Source organism: Salicola sp. AFF1 (assembly GCF_056783195.1).
Genome location: NZ_JBXAYL010000006.1, coordinates 164623 through 184498, shown reverse-complemented (window position 1 = coordinate 184498; position 19876 = coordinate 164623). Strand labels below are relative to the sequence as shown.

The following is a 19876-nucleotide window of genomic DNA, read 5'->3' as shown; positions in this document are numbered from 1 at the left end:
TTAAGAACCAAACGGAGTCGTTCCTGCGGCTCCCGAGACACCACGCTATCGATGGTGTTCAAACTGCTCCAATCCGCCCAGAAACGCTGGAAGCGGATCAAGGGGTTCGACCAACTGAAGCTGGTCGTTAATAACGTTCAGTTTCAGGATGGAGAACGGGTGGAGGATCAATCTGACAGGAGCGCCGCCTGATGGTCATACACCAGATTTGACAATAACTCAGCGAACGCCGCTCACCCGGGAAAACCGATGGCGGATCGTTGCCGACGCGGCCAGCGAAGTAGGCCCGGCGCTGTTCTTCAGCCTGCTGATCATCACCGTGAGCTTCATGCCGGTATTCACCCTGGAGGCCCAGGAGGGGCGTATGTTCGCGCCCCTGGCTTTCACCAAGACCTACGCCATGGCCGCCTCCGCTGCTCTGGCGGTTACGCTGGTGCCGGTTCTCATGGGCTATTTCATTCGCGGTAAGGTTATGCCCGAGCACCGTAACCCGGTGAATCGGCTCCTGGTCGCCGGTTATATGCCTTTGCTGAAAGGCGTATTGCGTTACCCCAAGAGCACCGTGCTGGCCACACTGGTGGTAACGGCTGTTGGCTTCTGGCCGGTCAGCCAGATTGGCAGCGAGTTTATGCCACCGCTGGACGAGGGTGATTTCATGTACATGCCCACCACCCACCCGGGCATTTCGATCGGCAAGGCACGGGAGCTGTTGCAGCAAACGAACAAGCTCATCCGAACTGTACCCGAAGTCGATACCGTCTTCGGCAAGGTGGGCCGAGCGGATACGGCGACAGATCCCGCACCCCTGACCATGATTGAGACCTCTATCAGCCTCAAGCCCCGCTCAGAGTGGCGGCCTGGAATGACGAAAGAGAAACTCAAGGAGGCGTTGGACAATCGTGTTCAGATTCCGGGTGTGACCAACGCCTGGGTTATGCCGATAAAGACCCGGATTGATATGCTCGCGACGGGCATCAAGACACCGGTGGGGATTAAGGTCTCGGGCCCGGAACTGTCGCAGATCCAGGCCATTGGCTCTGATCTGGAGACCATCCTGGAGGACGTCTCAGGGACAGAATCGGTCTATGCGGAACGGGTCGCCGGCGGGCGCTATATCACCGCTGACATCCGCCGTGACGATGCGTCCCGTTACGGGCTCAATATCGATGACATTCAGCAGGTCGTGGCCACGGCCGTTGGCGGCCGTAACATCGGTGAGACCGTGGAGGGTCGGCAGCGTTACCCGATCAATCTGCGCTACCCGCAGGACTACAGGAACTCGCCGGAGCAGTTGGCGAAACTGCCGATTGTGACGCCAGCCGGTGAGCGTATCGCCCTCGGGGCCGTGGCCGACGTGCGTGTCGAGGATGGCCCGCCGGTCATCAAGACCGAGAATGCGCGCCTGAACGGGTGGGTGTACGTTGATATTGCCGACGTGGACGTGGGCACCTATGTGACTCGCGCGCAAAAGGAAGTCCGCGAGGAACTGGACCTGCCTGCCGGCTACTCCATCAGCTGGTCCGGCCAGTACGAGTATATGCAGAGAGCCAAGGCGAAGCTCACCTATGTAGTACCTCTGACTCTCGTGCTCATTATGCTGCTCCTGTACCTGAGTTTTCAGCGCCTTCAGGAGGTGGCCATTATCATGGTGACGCTGCCTCTGGCGATGGTGGGCAGCTTCTGGCTACTGTTTCTGCTGGGCTATAACTTCTCGGTAGCCGTGGGCGTCGGCGTCATTGCCCTGGCCGGTGTGGCCGTGGAAATTGGCGTAATCATGCTCACGTACCTCAATCAAGCTCATGAACGTATGCTTGAACAGTGCCGTGATCATGATGTCGCCCCTCGAGAAGAGACGCTGCGCCACGCCGTGCTTCATGGCGCCGGGCTCCGCGTGCGGCCTGTGATGATGACGGCTGCAGCTGTTATCGGCGGCCTGCTGCCCATTCTTTATGGGACGGGGACAGGGTCCGCAATAATGAGTCGTATAGCAGCCCCCATGGTTGGCGGCATGATCAGCGCAGTCGTGCTCACGCTATTGGTGCTGCCGGTGGTCTACTTTCTTTGGAAGAAGCGTTCTCTTCGGGAATGAGAAACAGAGCACGCAGTGACCTCGAATCCTGCGCGCACGATAAGCTGGCGCACCAATTCAGGTGCGGTTCAGCTTATCGTGCTTGAATAGGGTAGAGAGCAAGTGAATGAGAACCATGTGATCATGGTTTCAGCGCGCGAGAGCGAGAACGGCCTCGCTCTCGCGCCAAGATTGATTTTACCTTTAGAAGGAACACTTAAATGATGTCTGGCGGTATGCACACAGGTGGAATGATCTGGATGCTCGTGGTGGGCATCATCCTCGTTATTCCGTTCTGGAAACTGGCCACTCGTGCCGGTTATCCCGGGCCGCTGGCCCTGCTGATACTGATTCCGCTGGTGAACCTGGCGTTTATCTATTTTCTGGCCTTTTCCCGGTGGCCGGAGTCAAACGAACCCCGTTGGTGAGTTGGCCAGTGCCATCCATGTCAGCCCGGGTCGATGAACGTCTGCAAACCCAGGAGAGAGTGATGACCTCACGCGAGTGTGCTCATGATCATGAGCAGGAACATGGGGCGGGTACGAAGGATCCGGTCTGCGGCATGACCGTGGATCCGCACACGGCCGAACACCGCAGCCAGCACGCGGGCCGAACCTGGTATTTCTGTTCGGAACACTGCAAGTCCAGATTCGAGAGTGATCCAGACCATTACCTCTCGAGCGAGGAGCAGGCCGCTGAATCGGTCCCGCCGGGCACGATGTATACCTGCCCGATGCACCCGGAGATCCGCCAGGAAGGGCCGGGTAACTGCCCGATCTGTGGTATGGCCCTGGAACCCGAGCAGGTGACAGCGGATACAGGGCCCTCGGAAGAACTCACGGACATGACCCGCCGGTTCTGGATTGGCGCGGTGCTGGCGCTTCCGGTGTTCCTTCTGGAGATGGGCGGCCATCTGATTGGCCTCAAGGAGATGATTGCTCCCCAGACCTCCAATTGGATCCAGCTGGTTCTGGCAACGCCAGTTGTGCTCTGGTGTGGCTTGCCGTTTTTCCAACGGGGCTGGAAATCGATCGTCAATCGCAGCCTGAACATGTTCACGCTCATTTCCATCGGCACGGGCGTAGCCTGGGCCTACAGCATTGTCGCAACGCTGGCGCCCTCGGTGTTCCCGGACGCCTTCCGCCAGCCCGGCGGTTCGGTTGCCGTCTATTTCGAAGCTGCTGCCGTGATCGTGGTACTGGTGCTGCACGGGCAGGTGCTGGAGCTGCGGGCCCGGGAGAAGACGTCCGGTGCGATCAAGGCACTGCTGGAACTGGCACCGGCAACCGCCCGCCGGCTGGATGATGAGGGGAATGAAACTGAAGTCTTCCTGGATCAGGTGCAGGTGGGTGATCGCCTGCGGGTGAAGCCGGGTGACAGGGTGCCGCTGGACGGTGAAGTATTGGAGGGCGGCTCCAGTGTGGATGAATCCATGGTCACCGGCGAGCCGTTGGCTGTCAGCAAGGAATCCGGTGACTCGGTGATTGGCGGCAGCATCAACGAACAGGGCAGTTTCATCATGCGCGCCGACCGCGTCGGGCAGGACACCATGCTCTCCCAGGTCGTCCAGATGGTGGCGAGTGCCCAGCGCAGCCGGGCACCCATCCAGGGGCTGGCGGATCGGGTTGCAGCCTGGTTCGTTCCAACCGTGATTCTGATTGCCGTCATTGCCTTTATCACCTGGTCGATTGTCGGGCCACAACCACCCATGGCGTTTGGGCTGATCGCGGGCGTCAGTGTACTGATCATCGCCTGTCCCTGCGCGCTTGGTCTGGCCACTCCCATGTCCATCATGGTGGGGGTTGGCCGGGGCGCCCAGGGCGGGGTCCTGATCCGGGATGCGGAATCGCTGGAACGCATGGAAAAAGTCGATACTGTTGTGGTCGACAAGACGGGGACCCTGACGGAGGGAAGGCCCCAGGTGACGCAGCTGGTGCCCGCTGAAGGCGATACCGAGCAAACCCTGATGCGGTTAGCGGCCGGCCTGGAAAAAGGCAGTGAGCATCCCCTGGCGCGGGCCATTCTGGAGAAGGCGCAATCCATGGAGCTGGATTTGCCTGAGGTGACGGAGTTCGATTCGCCCAATGGCAAGGGTGTGACTGGTCTCATTGATGGCCAGAAGGTGCTGCTTGGGAACCGGTTACTGATGGAGGTCGAGGGCGTTGCACTGGATGCGTTCGAGGGCGAGGCGGACCAGCTTCGCCGGGATGGCGCGACGGTGATTTTCGCTGCTGTCGACGGGCGCATCCGTGGGCTGGTGGCCATTTCGGACCCGGTTAAGGAAACGACAGAAGCTGCTATCCAAGGATTGCAGCGGGATGGTATGCGGGTCGTGATGCTCACGGGTGATAACCAGACATCCGCCGAAGCAGTGGCAAGGCGGTTGCATATCGATGAGGTTGAAGCCGAGGTGCTGCCGGAGGATAAGGGCCGAGTGGTGAAACGCCTGCAGGATGAAGGACGGATCGTCGTCATGGCGGGCGATGGTGTGAACGACGCGCCAGCACTGGCAACCGCCGATGTGGGCGTCGCCATGGATTCCGGCACGGACGTCGCCATCGAGAGTGCCGGGGTTACGCTGTTGCGTGGGGACCTGATGGGCATTGTTGAGGCCAGGCGGCTCTCACGCGCAACCATGCGCAACATCCGCCAGAATCTGTTCTTTGCCTTTGTTTACAACTCGGCGGGTGTGCCGATCGCGGCCGGTGTTCTCTACCCGTTCGCGGGGATACTGCTGTCTCCCATCTTCGCGGCAGCAGCCATGTCCCTGTCATCGGTCAGCGTGATCGCCAACGCTTTGAGACTCAGAGTTGTGCGGTTGTCAGCGGAATCATGAGTGACGTGAATGTTCCAGAAACATCCCCCGGATAGAGTCAAAGTTTGCTACCGTTAGGCTCCTGAGTCGGATAGCAAGGGAAGGGAACAGTCATGAAGGGATTACGTGCCGCCATCCGCCGCGGCTCGAAGCAACTCTTCGGGGAACTGAGCTGGAGCGCGCCGCCCTGGTTGCGTTCTTTGAATAATGCGCGCCGGCGGAGCCCGCGTCGGTTCTGGAGCATGGTCACCCTGGTGGTGCTGTTGCCATTGCTTTACCTGGCTGGTCTCCGGCTCTGGGAGCTCGTACCCAAGCCCGTGGAGACGACCGTACGCATTGAGGCGCCTGGCGTTACCCGGGTGGATGAGGAGGGGGAACGCTACCCCGACAGCCTCCGGCTGCATTTCACGAGCCAGTATGAAGACGCCCGTGAGGAAGGACCCCGTGGCGCCGCGCCGCTGGCGTTGATCGGCAAGCCCCTGACCGAGGGTGTTTCCCTGGAACCGGACCATGCGGGGGCATGGCGCTGGACCGATGACGATACCCTGCGTTTCAAACCGGACGAGGACTGGCCTGCGGGCCAGGATTATACCCTCACGATCACAGAGGCCGCCCTGGCCGAGGGTGTGCATCTGGAAGATGGCCAGCCGGCATTTGCCACGCCAGAGATTGAGCCCGATCTGAAAAAAATCGAGTTCTACCAGAACCCGAAAAAGCCCAGTGAACACCGGGTGGTCGCCACGCTGGGGTTCACCCATGGGGTGGACAAGGCCAGCCTCCGTGAGCACCTGACGCTGAGCATGCGCCCGTCCGAGGCCACGGTGTCGCAGACGCCGGATGAATACCCCTTTGAGCTGGCGTTGGGCAAGAGCGGCCGCGAAGCCTATATAAAGACCGAGCCGCTGGAATTGCCGCCCCGGGACAACTTCATGGAGCTGGCGCTCGCCTCCGGGGTTGAGGCGGAGCTGGGCCCTTCCACCACGGACACCTCCATAGAGGAAACAGTACGGATTCCGTCGGTAAGTACGTTTTTCCGGGTTGATGAGACCCGGACCAGGATTGTGCGCAACGAAGAGAATGATCCGGAACAGACCCTGGTCATGGCATTCACCGATGGGGTCAAAACGAAAGTGGTGACCAACAACATCCGTGCCTGGGTGCTGCCGGACCATCGCTATTGGCGGCGGGATGACATCGGTGCGGCTCTGAAACAGCGTGCTGAACGGTTGGAGCTGGAGGGCAATCCCACGGAACATGCGTACAGCAAGCTGCAGAGCTTTCGCTTTGACGCGCCCGAGGGGCGTCAGCTGCTGGTGGAGCTGCCATCGGGGCTGACCTCCCAGGGTGGCTTTGACATGACGGTGCCGCATACCAAGCTGCTGCGCGCACCGCAATATCCGGAAGAAGCCAATGTAGTGGGCGACGGATCGCTGCTGGCGCTCAGTGGCGAGCGCAAGCTCACCCTGCAGGCCCGTGGGCTGCCGGGCCTGAGAGTGGAGCTGTTCAGGCTTCTGGATGAGCAGGTGAATCACCTGGTCAGCCAGACCCGCGGCGACCTGGCCGAGGCTGACTTCCGCAACTATTCCTTTGACGAAGACAACCTTGCCGAACGCCACCAGGAGGTGATCTCGTTGGCCTCGGCCCACCCCTCGGAGGCCACCTATGCCTCCGTGGATCTGGCGCCTTACCTTAGCGATGCGGGGCGTGGAATATTCGTTGCACGGGTGCAGGGGTGGCATCCGGGAAATGATCGGCCCGTTCATGGAGTGGATGACCGCCGCCTGATCCTGGTTTCGGATCTGAGTGTCATTGCCAAGCGCGAAGCCGATGATGCCCATGAAGTGTTCGTGCACTCGCTTGGTGATCAAGCGCCAGTGACCGATGCCCGGGTCAGTCTGTTAGGGCGCAACGGCCAGCCGGTACTGCAACGCACCACCGATGCGTCCGGCCACGCCAGTTTTCCCGATGCCAGTGACTTTGATGATGAAAAGGAAGCGACCGTCTGGCTGGTGGAAAAAGGGGGGGATCTGGCGTTCCTGCCTTATTCACGCAATGATCGGCAACTGAATTTTTCCCGTTTCGACACTGGTGGTGTCCGTACGAGCGGCCGGGACGCGGATGAGAAGCTGCGCGCCTCGGTGTTTTCGGATCGTGGTATCTATCGCCCCGGTGAAAGCGGGCATGCAGGCATCATGGTCAAGCGTACCGACTGGCAGTCCGTCGAGGGCGTACCGGTGGCCATTTCCCTGAAGAACCCCAAGGGCAACCAGGTGCTGAGTGAGCGCCGCGCCCTGCCTGCGGACGGGTTCATTGAACAGGCATTGTCGTTCGACCGGACGGATCCCACGGGTGACTACCGGCTGAATATTCACCTCCTGGATGAGGATCACGATCGGCGCAGGCGCCTGCTTGGCCATACCACGGTAAGCGTGGAAGCATTCCAGCCGGACACGATGCGCATCCATACCCGCTTCGCTGGTGATGCGGTCAAGGGGTGGCGTACCTCTCTGGAGCAGCAGGGCCGTGTGGAGCTGGAAAACCTGTTTGGCGTGCCGGCACAGAAACGCCGGGTGGAAGCCGAGTACACGCTGTCGCCCGCGCGTTTCCGTTTTGAGCAGTACCAAGGGTTCGTGTTTGAAGACCCCTTCCGGAACCGGGAAGACAGACTGGACCGGTCCGTCAGCCGTCAACTGGAGGAGGCGACCAGCGATGACAAGGGCCGGGCGTCCTTTGACCTGGATCTGTCCGAATACGGCAGTGGTCTCTTCCGTCTGGCGTTCAAGGCGCAGGGGTATGAGCCGGATGGCGGCCGTAGTGTGTCAGCCCGCAGCAGTGTGCGCCTGTCCCCGGCGAAACGCCTGGTGGGCTGGAAGGCGGACGGCAACCTGGATTATCTCAAACGCGACAGCGACCACCGGATCCGGTTCGTGGCGGTGACGCCGGATCTCGAGGCCACGGCCGTAAAGGACCTGACCCTCAGAGTTGCCGAAAACCGCAAGATTTCCACCCTGGTGCGCCAGGATGACGGCACGCTGGCCTACCAGACGGTTACCAAGGAAGAAGTGGTGTCCGACAATGATTTCACCATTGGCGCTGATGGCAGCGACTGGGCAGTGCCCACCGGTGAGCCCGGCGATTACATCGCCCGGCTGCGCGATGAGGCCGGTAAGCTGCTGGCTGAAGTCGAATACAGTGTGGCGGGCAGCCGGAACCTGACCGGCGCAAGCGACAAGGAAACCCAGCTGGATATCGAACTGGAGCAGCATGATTACCAGCCTGGCGAACAGATCGAGATGCAGATCAAGGCGCCTTATACCGGCGCCGGCCTGATCACCATTGAGCGAGATGATGTGATGGCGCACAAGTGGTTCCGGACGGACACTACCCGTTCAGTGCAGACCATCCGTGTGCCGGAAGAACTCGAAGGCAATGGGTATGTGAACGTAACCTTTGTGCGGTCGCTGGATTCATCTGAGGTCTTTACCCAACCCCTGAGTCATGCAGTGGCGCCTTTTCAGGTGGATCGGGCAGCGCGCACCGTGGACATCGGCTTGGAGGCGCCTGCCAAGGTGAAGCCGGGCTCCGATCTGACGATCGACTATCGCACGGACCGGGACGCACGTTTGGCCCTCTTTGCCGTAGATGAGGGCATACTCCAGGTGGCAGATTATGAAACGCCTGATCCCCTGGACAGCTTCCTGCGCAAACGGGCGCTGGAAGTGAGCACCTTCCAGATGGCCGATCTGCTTCTGCCAGAGTTCCGTCTTTTGAAAGAAACCTCGGCGGTTGGTGGCGGCGAGCAGAATGCCAAGGCGGCACTGGGGGCCAATCTGAATCCTTTCCAGCGGGGGCTCAAGGAGCCGGTCGCCTTCTGGTCCGGTCTGGTGGATGCCAGCGACGAGCAGCAGTCCCTGAGTTTCCAGGTCCCCGATTCCTTTGATGGGCGCCTGCGTTTGATGGCGGTGGCCAGCGCACCGGAAGCGGCCGGATCGGCACAGGATGATGTGGTGGTGCGAGGCCCCTTCGTGCTGCAGCCCAACGCCATCACCACGGCCGCGCCCGGCGACGAATTCCGGGTCAGTGTGGGCGTCACCAATGCACTGCCCGAAGAGACCGGCGAGAGCAATGTGCAGGTGAGCCTGGAGACCAATGAGCATCTGACGATTATCGGTGAGGCCGAACGCGGGATGACCCTGGGCGCCGGCCGGGAAGACCGGGCCAGCTTCCGTGTGCGGGCGGCCGACAAACCGGGGAATGCGGAGCTCGTTTTCCGGGCGACCACGGACGGACGCGAGATGACGCGTACCGCCACCCTGAGTGTCCGTCCGGCGGTTCCCCACCGGACGACGTTGAATGCCGGTATCAGTGACAATGAGGGCGAAACCCGGCTGGCCCGGACGCTGCGTCCGGAGCTCGCCGAACAGAACGCGACCCTGGGCCATAGTCCGCTGATCCTGGCCGACGGGCTCCACCAATTCCTGGCCAACTATCCTCACGGTTGTTCCGAGCAATTGATCAGCCGGGTCTTCCCTGTGCTGGGGCTGACCAATGATCCCGTGTTGGACCTGGAGCGGGAACGCGTCATGAACTTCTACCGCCGGGCGGTCGACGCACTTCGGGCCCGCCAGCAGGCCGACGGGGGCTTCGGTTTCTGGCCCGGCTCGTCCCGCGCGGATCGGTTTACCAGCATCTATGCCATGCATTTCCTGCTGGACGCGGAAGAAGAGGGCGTTCCCGTACCCGACGGAATGCGCCGGACCGGTCTCGACTATCTGCGCCAGATCGCAACCCGGGAGCCGCAAGGCGGACGGCACGCCTATGAGCAGGCCTATGCCATCTACCTTCTGACCCGGGACGGCCGGGTGACCACGAATTATCTGACCCGGTTGCAGGAGACCCTGCGCGAGGAAGCCGGCGACGACTGGCGGAGCAGCCTGACGGCGGCCTATATGGCCGCGGCCTACCGCCTGCTCAAGGTGAATGACCAGGCCGAACAACTCATTGAGGACCATACCTTTGCCCGGCCCGGCAGTGATTTTGAGCGGGACATGGACTCGGCCCTGGCCCGGAACGCGCAGTATGTCTATCTGTTGTCGCGGCATTTCCCGCAACGCCTGGACGAGCTGAGCGAGGAGCGGATCCATAAGCTGATCAAGCCGATCAGCGAACAGCGGTTCAATACCCTGTCCGCGTCCTATACCGTTCTGGCACTGGGTTCCTGGGGGCAGCAGGCAGCGCAAGCGGCTGAGGGAAGTCTGCGGATCCAGGGCGAAACGGACGGTGAGGCCCGGACCCTGGCGGAAGCATCGTCGCCGGTGGCCCGGACCGATGTGCCGGTGTCCGTGTCCCGCTTGTTGTTCAGCGGCGACGGCCGGCTCTTCCACACGGCCGTGCAATCCGGTTACGACCGCGACCTGCCCAGCGAGGCGGTGAAGCAGGGGCTGGAGATTACCAGGGAATTCCTCGATGAGAACGGCGAGGCCGTCACCGAGGTGGCCCAGGGCGCGGAACTGACAGTCCGATTGCGCATGCGGGCCCTGGATAACCGCCAGCACGACAATATTGCCGTCGTGGATCTGTTGCCGGGCGGCTTCCAGGTGGAGCGCGACTCCGTGCGCCGCAAGGCGGGCTGGTCCACGGATTATGTGGATATCCGCGAGGACCGGCTGGTGCTTTACGGTAGCCTGGACAGTGAGGTCCGGACCTTCGAATACCAGGTCAAGGCCACGGGGACCGGTACCTTCAGGGTTCCGCCGGCGTTCGCGGAATCCATGTATCATCCGGACCTTCAGGGCCGCTCGGCCGCCGGCGAATTCCGCGTTCATAAACCCTGACCATGAGGGCTCGGCGTCGCGGCATTACGGCGGTACTGCTCGCCGGCGCGGTCCTGGTGGCGGGCCTCTGGTGGGTCTGCCCCCGGCCGGCACTGTATGGCGACACGGCTTTCTCCACGGCCGTGTTCGACCGCAAGGGCGAGCTGTTGCGGCTGACCCTGGCGGAGGACGAGCGCTACCGCCTGCGCACCGCCCTGGATGACATGGCACCGGCCGCCGTGGAAGCCACGCTGCTCTACGAGGATGAATGGTTCTACCATCACCCCGGCGTCAATCCAGTGCAGCTGGTACGCGCCGCCTGGACCACCTATGTTACCGGTGACCGGGTCATGGGGGCCTCCACGCTGAGCATGCAGCTGGCTCGCCTGCGCTTCGGCATCGACTCCTCTTCGCTGCCGGGCAAACTGGTGCAGATCCTGAGAGCGCTTCAGCTCGAGCGTCATTACGACAAGAATGACATTCTCGAAGCCTATCTCAACCTCGCGCCCTATGGCGGCAATGTGGAGGGACTGGGTACCGCCAGCCGGATCTATTACGACAAGGCGGCCGATGAGTTGACCCGCCTGCAAGCGCTGACCCTGGCCGTGATTCCCCAGAACCCCGTCCAGCGCAAGCCACGCTCCAGTGGCGATCCCGAGGCCCTGATTCAGGCGCGGCAGCGCCTGTTCGAGCGCTGGGTGGGTGCGCATCCGGACGACGCCAATCTGGCCTCGCGAGTAGCCACGTCCCTGCCGGCGCGGGAGCGGGATGACCTGCCCTTCCGGGCGCCACACTTCGTGGATCGTTTGCTGGAACAAGGGCAATCGGAAGGGCGCCTGCATACCACCCTGGACCCGGCGCTTCAGAAGCGCGCGAGCAATGCCGTCGACGACCATCTGGCCGCGAACCGGGACGAAGGGCTCAACAATGCCGCCGTCATGGTGGTGGACTCCCGGAACGTCTCGGTGCGCGCCCTGGTGGGCTCGGCGGACTGGTTCAACGACGCCATTGCCGGCCAGGTGAACGGCACGGCGGCGCGGCGGTCACCGGGATCGGCGCTGAAGCCCTTCATCTACGCGCTGGCGCTGGATCAGGGGCTGATTCACCCCATGACCCTGATGGAGGATGCACCGGTCCGCTATGGGGCCTATACACCGGAAAATTTTGACCGTGGTTTCACCGGTCCGGTGCTCGCCCGGGACGCCCTGATCTACAGCCGCAATGTGCCCGCCCTGCATCTGGCGTCGAAGCTGCAAGAGCCGGATTTCTACCGCTTTCTTAAACAGGCGGGCATCGGCAACATGAAGCCCCGCGGCTTCTATGGTCTGGCCATTGCGCTTGGCGGCATTGAAGTCACGATGGAGGAGGTTGTTCGCCTTTATGCGGCCCTGGCCAATCGGGGCCGCCAGCACGAGCTGGCCTTTCTCCAGGACAACGCCAAACTCCGGCCCGGACAGCGGCTGTTCAGTGGGGAAGCGGCCTTTATCACACGGGCCATGCTCGCCGACAACCCGCGTCCCGGCCGCCGTGAATGGTCCGGTCGCGACAACCGTATTGGCATTCCCTGGAAAACCGGCACCTCCTACGCCTTCCGCGATGCCTGGTCCGTGGGGCTGGTGGGCCCCTATGTGGTGGCCGTCTGGGTGGGGCATTTCGACGGCGCGAGCAATCCATCCCTGGTGGGGCGTAAGGCGGCGGCGCCGCTGTTTTTCCGTCTCGTGGATGCGTTGCGAGCACGGGGTGTAGACGCCACGCCGCCGTCGCCTGAGGGATTGAATGTCCGTCGTGTACCGGTATGCGAACCCACCGGGGATCTGCCCGGACAACACTGCCCGCAAACCACCCGGGCCTGGTTTATTCCGGGCGTATCGCCGATCCGGGTTTCCAATGTCTACCGTGAAGTCCGCATTGATCCGGATACCGGTCGCCGGGCCTGTCCGGGCCAGCGCGGCGATGATCTGGAGAAGCGCGTTTATGAGTTCTGGCCCTCCAACCTGCTGGCGCTTTTTCGCCAGGCGGGCCTGCCCCGGCGCACACCGCCCCCGTTCCAGGAGGAATGCTCGCTTGCTGACACGGCCGCAACCGGCGACAAGCCCAGCATCCTGACGCCTCAATCAACGGTCACCTACGCGCTGCGCCCTGACCGCCTGGGCCAGGAAAAGATTCCGCTGCAAGCCAGCGCGGATGCGGATGCGCGCGCCTTATTCTGGTTTGTCGGCGACCAGTTCCTGGGACGGTCGGAACCGGACGAGCCGCTGTTCTGGCGACCGCGACCGGGGCGGTTCGAGTTGCGCGTTGTGGATGATCTGGGCCGTAGTGACCGCATCCCGCTGCGCGTGGAGCTGATTACGGCGGGACCCTGAGCCCGCCCTGTTGCTAAACGTCCTGCATGCGTCCTACCTCACGGGCAATCCGCATGGCTTCGTGGCGCTCCAGGTTCAGCAGGTTGTTCACCAGTTCCCGTGTTTCCGGGATTTCGGCTTTCTCTTCCAGGTACTGGTAGAGGCTGATCACCTGGTCGTGAAAATCGAAGATTTCACGACTGATGCCATCAAAATCCAGCTTCGTATAGGGGCGATCGCAAGTTCGGTGGGTCTGGATAGGGTGATTGCCCAACAGGTCATAGACGTAGGTTTGGAGTGCCTTACGGTCGCCGTTCGACTCGAAACCTTCCACGATTTTTTCCAGTTCCGCCTCATGGGTGGCGAGGTAGTCCAGCAGGGAGCGGGCGCGTGTCTCTTCATGTTCGGTGGCGCTTTCGGCGAGGCAGCGCGCCAGGTGGCCATGGAGGTTACGGGTCCAGTCTATGAGGTCCTCAAAGGTTTTGATTTCCATTGTCCGGTTCTCCTGTAGTGACACTTATCGGCAACGTAACACGACAGTGTGCCTTCTTATGCCCGGTCGCTGTATTGATCATGCTCATCAGTTTTGAGGTTTGGGGCCGAGAAACGGGAGGCGCGGGCATCGTAGAGGCGCCTCCCGTGTCTGCGCTGTTTCAGGACTGGTCAGGGCCCGCTTGGTCCCGGGGAATGCGGACGTGGGTCCGCTGGTCCACATAGGGTTTTCTCAGGGCAATGAGAAGCGCTGGAATGAACGTCAGCAGGAGGAGCCCGAACGGCAGGCCGCTGGCAATTGTGGCGGATTGCAGGGCATTCAGGCCGCCTGCTCGCAGCAGTACTGCTGTTACCAGCCCAATGGTCGTCATCCAGAAAAGCCGTTGTTGCCAGCTTGGGTCGCGACCGTTGGACGTCAGCGTTGCCACCACCAGGGACCCGGAATCGGCGGAGGTGACAAAGAATACCAGGACCACCAGGATCGCGATGCCGGTAGTTGCGGTGCTTAACGGCATAAAGTCCAGGAAGTTATACAGGCTGGCATTAGGGGCGTTTGTCACCGTATTGACAAAGTCGGCGTTCTGGAAAAGCTCCAGATGCAGCGCATTGGCGCCGAAAACGGTCATCCATACAAAGTTGAAGAACGAGGGCACCAGCAGGACACCCAGAAGGTATTCACGGATGGTGCGCCCCCGCGATACACGGGCAATGAACATGCCCACAAAGGGCGACCAGGAGATCCACCAGCTCCAGTAGAAAACCGTCCATGACGACTGCCAGTCGGTGCCTTCGTAGGTTTCATTCCAGGTGGATAGTGTCAGCAGGTCGTTGAAATAGCCTCCGATATGCTGCCCCAGTGCCTTGAGAACGAACACCGTTTCACCGGCAATAAGCACGAACAGCATCAGGCCGCCGGCCAGCAGGAGGTTGAGTTTACTCAGTCGGCGGACCCCGCTGCTGAGCCCGGTGAGTACCGACACCAGGGCCACGCCACAGACAATCGCAATGAGCAGCATCTGCAGCCAGAGGCCGGATTCATAGCCGGTGATGTGAGCAATACCGGCGGAGGCCTGGCTGGTACCCAGCCCCAGCGAGGTACAGACACCGAAAACCGTGCCGGTAACGGCTGCGAAGTTTGCCACGGCTCCAATGCGCTGGGCCCGCTTGCGGCTGAACAGCTCCTTGAGTGGGGCGTCAAAGCTCAGGGCGTGATTGGCGTTAAAGTGGAAATAAGCCAGAGTCAGCCCAACCAGGGCATAGATGGCCCAGGGATGCAGCCCCCAGTGCAGGAACGTGGTTTCCATGGCGAGCTGGGCGGTGTCGGCGTTGTTGCCAACAAAGGGCCTGAAGGTTTCATAGTGCTGGAGGGGTTCGGAAACGCTGTAGAACAGCAGGCCAATGCCCATGCCCGCGGCGAAGAGCATGCCGAACCAGTCCAGGCGGCTGAACTCGGGCCTGGCATCCTTGCCACCGAGACGGATGTGCGCCAGGGGGCTGAACACCAGATAGATGGCGAACAGGAGCGCGGCGTTCATGATGAAGATCAGCAGCCAGCCGGTGTTGTGGGAGAACCAGTCCTGTAAGCCTTTGAACACCGTGCGCGCGAGCTCCTGCTGCAGGGTCGCGAATGCAAGCAGTGCGATGATCGCGGTTGCGGAGACGATGAAAAGGGCCATCCGGCGCAGTTGATGCAAAGTGAGGTAGCCTCCATTGACGGTTGGCTGAACGCTGCATGGTAGCATTCCAGGGAAGCGGGTGCGTGCGGGAATGCGCGTACGTTTCCCCAGGGCAAGCACTGGCCAGGAAAGGCCATGCGGGGATCCGCTGCCGGCGCGCGCGGGTTGCCGGTGCAACCCCGTCAATGCTTCCCCGGCGCTATCGCCTCCGGTACCATTTCGCGCTCAGACATCGCCTGATGGATAGCCCGTTTGATGAAGCGCTCCGATTTCCACTTTGACCTTCCTGATGAACTGATTGCGCGCTACCCGTTGCCCGAACGGGAAGCCAGCCGTCTGCTGCGGCTTGATGGGTCGCAGGAGGCGGTATCCCACCATGGGTTCCGGGAGTTGCCCGAGCTACTGGCGCCCGGCGATCTGTTGGTTTTCAATGACACACGGGTGATTCCGGCACGGGTTTACGGCCAGAAAGCCTCGGGTGGCAAGGTGGAGATGCTGGTTGAAAGGGTGCTGGCGTCCCATGAGGCACTGGTGCACCTGAAAGTCTCGCGGACGCCGGGGCCCGGAACCGGGATCACCCTTGAAGGGGGCTATTGCCTGGTGGTGGACGAGCACACACCAGAGGGGCTGTTCCGGGTGCGCTTTGTGGACGAGGCCGTGATGACGGTGCTGGAGGCGGTTGGCCATATGCCCCTGCCCCCCTACATTGACCGGCCTGATGAGATGACGGATGAGGCGCGTTACCAGACGGTCTTCGGCGAGAAACCTGGCGCGGTAGCGGCGCCGACAGCGGGCCTGCACTTCACCGACGGGATCATGGAAGCGCTGGCCAGGCGGGGGATCGAGCGCACCTTCGTAACCCTCCACGTGGGCGCGGGCACTTTCCAGCCGGTGCGCAGTGAGGATATCCGTGACCATTCGATGCACCAGGAATGGCTGGCCGTGGACCAGGACACAGTGGATGCCGTGAGGCGCACGCGCGAGCGCGGTGGTCGCGTGGTGGCCGTGGGCACAACGGCCGTCCGGGCACTGGAATCCGCGTCCCATGAAGGCCACATTGAGCCGTTTGCAGGCGAAACCCGGATATTCATCTACCCGGGATACCGGTTCCAGAGCGTTGATGCCATGGTGACCAATTTCCACCTTCCCGAATCCACGCTCATTATGCTGGTGAGCGCCTTTGCCGGGCGCAAGCAGGTCCTGAATGCCTATCAGGCGGCGATCAGGGAACGCTACCGCTTCTTCAGCTATGGCGATGCCATGCTGGTATTTCCTCATCCCGATGCGGTTACGGCGGAGGCGTGCGAATGACTGGCCGTTCTTTCATGGATTTTGAGCACCTGGCCAATGACGGGGCAGCACGGCGTGGCCGGCTGAGCTTTCCCCGCGGCACCGTCGAAACCCCGGCCTTTATGCCCGTGGGGACCTACGGTACCGTCAAGGGCATGCTGCCGCGGGACCTGGAGGCGACCGGCGCGGAGATCATACTGGGCAACACCTTTCACCTGATGCTGCGCCCGGGCACGGAGGTGATCGAAGCGCATGGCGACCTGCACGATTTTGCCGGCTGGCAGCGTCCGATGCTCACCGATTCCGGCGGCTTTCAGGTATTCAGTCTCTCCGAAATGACGAAGACCACCGAAGCCGGTGTCACCTTCAAATCCCCGATTGATGGCTCGAAGGTGGAGCTTACCCCCGAGAAGTCCATGCAGGTCCAGCGAGCGTTGGGCTCGGACATCGTCATGATCTTCGACGAATGCACGCCTTACCCTGCCACGGAAGAGGAGGCCCGGCGCTCCATGAACCTGTCCCTGCGGTGGGCCCAGCGCAGCCGGGAAGCCCATGGGGATAGCCGCTCCGCACTTTTCGGTATTGTTCAGGGGGGCATGTACGAAACCCTGAGGCGGGAGTCGCTGGCAGGGCTCAAGGCCATTGGTTTTGAAGGCTATGCCATTGGCGGGCTCTCCGTGGGCGAGCCACGCGAGGAGATGCACCGGATTCTTGAGGCTCTGGAACCGGAGATGCCGGCGGATGCCCCGCGCTACCTGATGGGGGTGGGGCGCCCGGAGGACATTGTGGAGGCGGTCAGCCGCGGCGTGGATATGTTCGATTGCGTGATGCCGACCCGCAATGCGCGCAATGGCCACCTGTTTACCCATGAGGGGGTGGTCCGCATCCGCAACGCGCGTCACCGGCATGATACCGGCCCGCTTGATCCGATGTGCGACTGCACCACCTGCCGCCATTTTTCCCGCGGCTACCTGCACCATCTTGACCGCTGCGGCGAGATGCTGGGGGCGCAGCTCGCCTCCATTCACAACCTGCATTACTACCAGGCGCTGATGGCTGGATTGCGTGAGGCTATCCAAGCAGGTACATTGGCGACCTTCATTGACAGGTTCTATCAGTTACGCGGAGTAGCCCGATGATGTTCAGCGTTCGTTCGCTCATGGTTCTTCTGCTGGCTTTGATGCCGGCGGTTGCCGTTGCCGCGCCCCAGGGTGGGCCAGGCGTGATTTCCCAGGTCGTGCTTTTCGGCGGCTTCATCCTGATTTTCTATTTCCTGATCTGGCGTCCGCAATCCAAGCGTGCCAAGGAACACAAAGCGCTGGTTGAAGGTCTCGACAAGGGCGACGAAGTCGTGGCGGGCGGCGGTATTGCCGGTCGTATTGCACGAATGACCGACGATTACCTTGTTCTGGAGGTTGCCGATGGTGTTGAGCTCAAAGTACAGCGCCAGGCCGTGACCCAGGCCCTGCCCAAGGGAACGCTCAAGGACATCTGATCTCCCGGTTCCGCACAAGGATCACCGATGCTTAATAGATACCCCCTCTGGAAGAACCTCCTGGTCTCGGTGGTGGTTCTTCTTGGAATCATTTACGCGCTCCCCAATCTGTTTCCCGACGATTACGCTGTTCAGATCAGTGGTTCCAGCGCCTCCGTTAGTGTTGATGACGCATTGATGGATAAGGCTGAGCAGGCCCTGAAGGAGGCGGAAGTCGAATACCGGGATCCGGTTGTGGATGATGGCTCGGCCATGCTGCGCTTTGACTCCAGTGACGCTCAGCTGCGTGGACGCTCGGTACTCCAGGAGACGCTGGGCTCCGATTATGTGGCTGCGTTGAGTCTCGCCGCGACGACGCCTGACTGGCTGCGGGCCATTGGGGCGACGCCCATGAACCTGGGGCTGGACCTGCGTGGTGGTGTCCACTTCCTGATGGAAGTGGACATGGAAGCGGCGGTGGATCGCCGTCTGGATGTCTTTGCCAGCGAGATCAAGCGTAAGCTTCGGGAGAAGGGCGTGCGGTATCGTGGCGGTGAGGCCAAGGAGGGGCAGCTTCGGCTCGTTTTTCCGCGTGAATCAGCGCGGGAGGAGGCGGCGTCCCTGGTCAGCTCCGAGTACGAGCAGTTCCGCGAGAGTTACCGGACTGAGGGTGACGATTTTCTGCTGGAACTGACGCTGAATCAGCAGTCGGCCAGCGAAATCCGCAAACATGCGCTTGATCAGAACCTGACCACTCTGCGCAACCGGGTGAATGAGCTGGGTGTTGCGGAGCCGCTGATACAGCAGCAGGGAAGCGACCGGATTGTGGTTCAGCTTCCCGGTGTGCAGGACACCGCCGAAGCCAAACGGGTTCTGGGCTCCACCGCGAACCTGGAGTTCCGTCTTGAAGCTCGTTCCGACGCTTCGACCGCGCGTACCAAAACCTTTTCCTTCCGGAATAACCCGAACCGCACGGCGGAACTGGAGCGCGAGGTCATCATCACGGGTGACAACGTTGCGGAGGCAAATCAGTCCTTTGACCAGAACGGTCAGCCCCAGGTCAACATCACCCTGGATGGACCCGGTGGCGCCAGGATGCAGGATGTGACCCGGGATGCGGTCGGGCGTCAGCTCGGGGTCCTGTTCATCGAGCACAGCAGTGAGGAGGTCGAGCGCCAGGTGGACGGAAAGACCGTTACCGAACGTGTGCGTGAGACCGATCGCAGTATCATCAGCCTGGCCACGATCCGCAGCACGCTGGGGAGTAACTTCCGGGTCACCGGCCTGGAGAGTGTGGCGGAAGCGTCCGAGTTGGCGTTGCTGCTGCGCGCGGGGTCGCTGGCCGCGCCGATGTACTTTGTGGAGGAACGCACGATCGGGCCGAGCCTCGGCCAGCAGAATATTGAATCGGGCATCAATTCGGTGATTCTCGGCTTCGTGCTGGTGGCGCTGATGATTCTGGCGATCTATAAGGCCTTTGGTCTGCTCGCCAACATCGCGCTGGTCGTCAACCTGACGTTGCTGGTGGCTGCTATGTCAATGTTGGGTGCAACTCTCACACTGCCCGGAATCGCGGGGATTGTGCTGACGGTTGGCATGGCGGTGGACGCCAATGTGCTGATCTTCGAGCGCATCAAGGAAGAGTTGCGTGAAGGGCTCCCGATCCAGTCCGCGATCAATGCGGGCTTTAACAGGGCCTTCGTATCCATCTTTGATGCGAACGTCACCACATTTCTCGTCGCCGGCATTCTCTTTGCCGTGGGAACCGGTCCGGTCAAAGGTTTCGCCGTCACGTTGCTGATCGGCATACTGACATCCATGTTCACGGCCCTCATGGTCAGCCGCGCCATCGTCAATGCGAGCATTGGCGGACGCAGCGACCTCAAGGCTCTATCCATCTGAGGGT

The 19876-nt window shown here is 61.6% G+C and carries 10 protein-coding genes and 2 pseudogenes; 10 read left to right on the top strand and 2 right to left on the bottom strand.

The annotated features are described in order from the left end of the window. The 6 genes and pseudogenes from AC1RQI_RS06055 to pbpC form a co-directional block, all read left to right on the top strand. Positions 1–192: pseudogene (locus AC1RQI_RS06055) on the top strand (IS256 family transposase); the annotation flags it as partial. 28 nt (positions 193–220) lie between these two features. Then, positions 221–2089: pseudogene (locus AC1RQI_RS06050) on the top strand (efflux RND transporter permease subunit); the annotation flags it as partial. Positions 2090–2289: 200 nt separating this feature from the next. Then, positions 2290–2496 carry a hypothetical protein gene (locus tag AC1RQI_RS06045; protein WP_481904049.1) on the top strand — a complete coding sequence of 69 codons (207 nt, stop codon included), beginning with the start codon at positions 2290–2292 and terminating at the stop codon, positions 2494–2496. 62 nt (positions 2497–2558) lie between these two features. Beyond that, the gene (locus tag AC1RQI_RS06040; protein WP_481904048.1) at positions 2559–4904 is read left to right on the top strand and encodes a heavy metal translocating P-type ATPase; all 2346 of its coding nucleotides are present in this window, start codon (positions 2559–2561) and stop codon (positions 4902–4904) included. A 92-nt stretch (positions 4905–4996) separates the two neighbouring features. Beyond that, positions 4997–10717 carry an alpha-2-macroglobulin gene (locus AC1RQI_RS06035; RefSeq protein WP_481904047.1) on the top strand — a complete coding sequence of 1907 codons (5721 nt, stop codon included), beginning with the start codon at positions 4997–4999 and terminating at the stop codon, positions 10715–10717. Positions 10718–10719: 2 nt separating this feature from the next. Then, a complete protein-coding gene (gene pbpC / locus AC1RQI_RS06030) occupies positions 10720–13059 on the top strand; it encodes a penicillin-binding protein 1C (RefSeq protein ID WP_481904046.1) in 2340 nt (779 codons plus the stop codon). 13 nt (positions 13060–13072) lie between these two features. Here pbpC and AC1RQI_RS06025 read toward each other — a convergent pair whose 3' ends face one another. Both AC1RQI_RS06025 and AC1RQI_RS06020 read right to left on the bottom strand, forming a co-directional pair. Further along, positions 13073–13531, bottom strand: coding sequence for an ATPase (locus tag AC1RQI_RS06025; protein ID WP_481904045.1), 459 nt, complete (start codon positions 13529–13531; stop codon positions 13073–13075). 160 nt (positions 13532–13691) lie between these two features. Then, complete coding sequence (locus tag AC1RQI_RS06020) at positions 13692–15224, bottom strand: BCCT family transporter (protein WP_416634698.1); 1533 nt, start codon at positions 15222–15224, stop codon at positions 13692–13694. Positions 15225–15461: 237 nt separating this feature from the next. On the opposite strand from AC1RQI_RS06020, the gene queA reads away from it, so the two are divergent. From queA to secD, 4 genes are read left to right on the top strand one after another with little or no spacing between them, the layout of a single operon-like run. Further along, positions 15462–16517: a tRNA preQ1(34) S-adenosylmethionine ribosyltransferase-isomerase QueA gene (queA, locus tag AC1RQI_RS06015; protein WP_481904044.1), complete on the top strand. Its 1056-nt coding sequence runs from the start codon at positions 15462–15464 to the stop codon at positions 16515–16517. Between the two features lie 14 nt (positions 16518–16531). After that, positions 16532–17635: a tRNA guanosine(34) transglycosylase Tgt gene (gene tgt / locus AC1RQI_RS06010; protein ID WP_481904053.1), complete on the top strand. Its 1104-nt coding sequence runs from the start codon at positions 16532–16534 to the stop codon at positions 17633–17635. Next, positions 17635–17991 carry a preprotein translocase subunit YajC gene (gene yajC / locus AC1RQI_RS06005; protein ID WP_416635604.1) on the top strand — a complete coding sequence of 119 codons (357 nt, stop codon included), beginning with the start codon at positions 17635–17637 and terminating at the stop codon, positions 17989–17991. The genes tgt and yajC overlap by 1 nt, the downstream gene beginning before the upstream one ends. 27 nt (positions 17992–18018) lie before the next feature. Next, positions 18019–19872: a protein translocase subunit SecD gene (secD, locus tag AC1RQI_RS06000; protein ID WP_481904043.1), complete on the top strand. Its 1854-nt coding sequence runs from the start codon at positions 18019–18021 to the stop codon at positions 19870–19872. Positions 19873–19876: the final 4 nt, after the last annotated feature.